Source organism: Puniceispirillum sp. (SeqCode) (genome assembly GCF_965657105.1).
Classification (GTDB): Bacteria; Pseudomonadota; Alphaproteobacteria; order Puniceispirillales; family Puniceispirillaceae; genus Puniceispirillum.
This window is the reverse complement of the sequence record NZ_CBFHNB010000095.1, coordinates 1-3,665: the sequence shown is the minus strand read 5'-3', so window position 1 is coordinate 3,665 and position 3,665 is coordinate 1. Positions and strand designations below refer to the sequence as shown.

3 protein-coding genes and 1 pseudogene are annotated in these 3,665 nt (G+C 50.9%); 2 read left to right on the top strand and 2 right to left on the bottom strand.

Going from position 1 to position 3,665, the window contains the following annotated elements; all coding sequences use genetic code 11:
* Window positions 1-1,105, top strand: a pseudogene (locus ACTF7Q_RS10250) (hypothetical protein); the annotation flags it as partial.
* Here ACTF7Q_RS10250 and ACTF7Q_RS10245 read toward each other — a convergent pair.
* Window positions 1,106-2,443 (bottom strand): aspartate aminotransferase family protein, encoded by a 1,338-nt coding sequence (locus ACTF7Q_RS10245; RefSeq protein ID WP_438997737.1) that lies wholly within the window; start codon window positions 2,441-2,443, stop codon window positions 1,106-1,108. It lies immediately after the preceding pseudogene.
* A gap of 183 nt (window positions 2,444-2,626) precedes the next feature.
* Here ACTF7Q_RS10245 and ACTF7Q_RS10240 point away from each other — a divergent pair, with 183 nt between their 5' ends.
* A complete protein-coding gene (locus ACTF7Q_RS10240) occupies window positions 2,627-3,421 on the top strand; it encodes a MurR/RpiR family transcriptional regulator (RefSeq protein WP_438997736.1) in 795 nt (264 codons plus the stop codon).
* A 26-nt stretch (window positions 3,422-3,447) separates the two neighbouring features.
* On the opposite strand, the gene ACTF7Q_RS10235 is transcribed toward ACTF7Q_RS10240, so the two are convergent.
* The coding region (locus tag ACTF7Q_RS10235) for an enoyl-CoA hydratase-related protein (RefSeq protein WP_438997735.1) at window positions 3,448-3,665 on the bottom strand (218 nt) is incomplete at its 5' end.

Genomic DNA, 3,665 nt, shown 5'->3' with positions numbered 1-3,665 from the left:
CGTGCGCATTCATCATCAATCAAGTTTTCAGGGTGGTGATGGCTATCGGATGTTTGGTTCGCCAGCCTTGGCGCAATCGACTATCAATCATCTGTTTGCCGCCGAAACCGCGCAACCAAGCTGTGCCTGGCAGCATGATAGCTTCTATCAGAATAACGACTTTGCGCTGGATATGTTTCTGGCGCTAAAAGCCTGGCATGAAAAGCTGTTTTCCGATCCAAGCTATGTAACCTTGCTGGATATTTTTGGTATCAATCTGTTGCCGAAAACTGGCTCACGGCCTGCCAAGCGGGTTGTTCAGGTCGGCATGGGGCGTCAGGATCCGTCAAAGATGCGTGCCATTCCGCATAATGCGATCCTGCAACAGCTTGGGTTTCTGGCGAATGTCATTTCGGGATTTGGCAGCGCGGCGCAGATCGATGCCGATCAATTTGTCGAACTTTATGAAAGCTCGCCGCGCCTGCAACAATTACTTGGGCATGTGCTGGCGGCAAAGGAGCTGGGATCGCTGAATACGGTTCTGGCCTATGCCAAATTACTGGATAATGGCTTTTGGATTGATCGCGGCTATCATGGCTATCAACCGCGTAATTTGCGCGCCTATCGCAAGCTTGGGTTTATGCTGAATGATGACCGGCGCACCCGCGCGGCGCGGCAGATCGTCTGGCGCCTGCGAGATGATTTGATTGACCTGTATCGCCTGTCAAAATTGATTGGCGTTGACGATGTCCGGATTAGCGGCAATGAGCGCGTCAGTCTGGATATAATTCACGCGGTCCGTATCGCGCTGATTATCGACTCGCTAGCGTTGATTTGCCGGGTGCCGCGCTTTGCCGAATCAACACGGCATAGTAATGAAGATGTCCTGCGCCAAGCCTTGAGCCTTAATTTTGATGAAGCGCAAGCCATCATCCGACAAGAATTTTCACTTGATAAAAGCACGCATAGCCAGACCAACGTTGCCGAAGCACAAAATTACCGCGACGAAAGCTATTCCGATTATCAAGCCATCGCCGAACAGATTCTGGCACCGCTGGAGCGCAACAATCAGATGATAAAACGGATCACACAGATGATTAGCGGCCATTACGGCGCGCATGGCTAATCAAGCCGAGCTGGCAATGCTGTGATCAATGGCCGTGCCAAGAAGATCGACAAGTAGGTCAATCTCGGTAGCGGCAATGATGAAAGGCGGCGCGATCAGCACATGGTCGCCTTGCTGGCCATCAATCGTGCCTTGCATCGGATAGCAGATTAGCCCCAAATCAAGTGCCTTTTTCTTGATCGTGCCCGCAATATTGCGCGCGCGCGCAAACGGCGTTTTAGCGGTTCGGTCCTGGACCAATTCAATGCCGCGGAACAGACCCCGCCCCCGAATATCGCCAACAAAAGGATGCTGACCAAGACGGGCATGAAGCCGGTCATTCAACAGCGCGCCTTGCTGGCGAACGCGCGCGCATAAATCATCATCCAGAATACGGTGCATCACCGCCAGCGACGCCGCACAGGCAACCGGATGCCCAAGATAGGTATGGCCATGCTGGAAAAACCCAGAACCAGCAGCGATCGCATCATAGATAGCATCGGTGCAAAGCGCCGCACCAATCGGTTGATAGCCCGCGCCTAGACCTTTGGCGATGGTGACAATATCGGGGGTGATGTGATCCTGTTCACAGGCAAAGAACGATCCGGTGCGCCCCATGCCACACATCACTTCGTCAAGAATCAACAGCACACCATATTTATCGCATATCTCACGAATACGGGTGAAATAACCTGGCACCGATGCCAAAGCCCCCGCGGTAGCACCAACGACAGGTTCAGCCAGAAAGGCCATCACTTTATCTGCACCAACCGCCAGAATTTCAGTTTCAAGCTCATTGGCAACACGCTGGCCATAGTCATATTCGCTTTCGCCAGCCTGTTGATCGCGATAGGCATAGCAAGGCGCAATCAAACTGGTCTCGGCAAGCATTGACTCAAAGAAAGTACGCCGCCAGACATTGCCGCCCGCCGCCAACGCGCCTAGTGTATTGCCATGATAGCTTTGCCGCCGCGAGATAATCCGGTGACGTTCAGGCTGACCGATTTCAACATAATATTGCTTGGCCAGCTTCAAGGCCGCTTCGACCGCCTCGGAGCCACTCGACACAAAATAAGCACGTGTCACGCCTTTGGGGGCATTGGCAATGAGTAGATCGGCCAAGGCCTCGGCAGGTTCGCTGGTAAAGAAAGACGTATGCGCAAAAGCAAGGGTTTCGGTTTGCTTAATCATCGCTTGGCGGACGCTATCATCCGAATGCCCAAGACAGGACACCGCCGCCCCACCCGAAGCATCCAGATAACGCTTGCCTGCTTTATCAACAATGAAACAGCCGTCACCATGTGAGGCAACAGCTAGATCCGCTTTGCTATGACGCGGAAATACTGATTTACTAATCATAAAAACACCCTTGGCTAATCATAAAAGCATCCTTGAAAAACCTGTATATATTTTTTCTTTATTCATTAAGTTGGTAACATATTCAGATGCAATGTAAAACGTTTGTTATATTTCTAATACCTATGTTACAATCGTAACAATTTAGAGTTGCTGTATATTTTGGTTTTGCATAGGATCATGAATATGGGACTACATGACGATCTAAAGCAGCAACATGCTGGCCTGAGCCGCACTCTTCAAAAAGCCAGCGCGGTGATCATTCGGGGGCTGGCTGATGTTCCGTTCCAAAGCATCCGCGAGCTTGCCACCTTAACCGGTGTATCGCCCTTATCAATTATCCGGCTGACGCGTAAATGGGGCTATTCAGGCTATCCCGCATTTCAACGCGCCGTCCGCGCTAATATATATGCGACTACACCATCATCAGCCGCCGATAAATATGACAATGGCGCGTCAGAGCCAACACAGTGGCGGGATAAGACACATGCGCAAATTGCCAAGGTGGCGGCGCGCATCCATACATCACGCCAGGTTCATATTGCTGGCTTTCGCAGTGCGCAAGCCTTTGCAAGCTATATGAATTACATGGGCCGGATGGTTTTTGATAATTTCCATTTGATGACCGAGTCGGGGTTGGCCTCGGCGCAGGATCTGGCACAGATGTCACCTGCCGACACCTTGATTACCTTTTCGACAACACCCTATTCAAGCGAAACTGTCCGCCTTGTTCAGGCTGCGCAATCACTGAACATTCCGACGGTTGCGATTACCGATGATATATTGTCGCCCTTTGGTGATTATGCCGATCTGGTAATCGATGTGCCGATTTCAAAAACCAAACGGCTATTTGAAATGGCCCCCATGATTTCAACGATTGAACATATATTAGAAACTAGCTTTGACATGCTGGGCGAGGATGCCGATGCGCGCATCGCCTATTTCGGGTCACGTATAGCGGCTATTAAAGGCTATTGGTAACGTAACAAGGCGGCCAATCAAAATGCCTATTCGTCATGCCAGACAGCATGGCGTTTTTCAAGAAAGGCATTGACGCCTTCTTCGGCATCGCGCTTGAGCATATTATCAACCATAATGCCAGCAGCAAAATCATAGGCGTCTGATAAAGACATTTCCGCCTGTTCATAAAAGGCACGTTTGCCCGTTTTAAGTGTCATGCTGGATTTGCTGGCAATTCTGGTCGCCACCGCCAGCACCGTGTTGG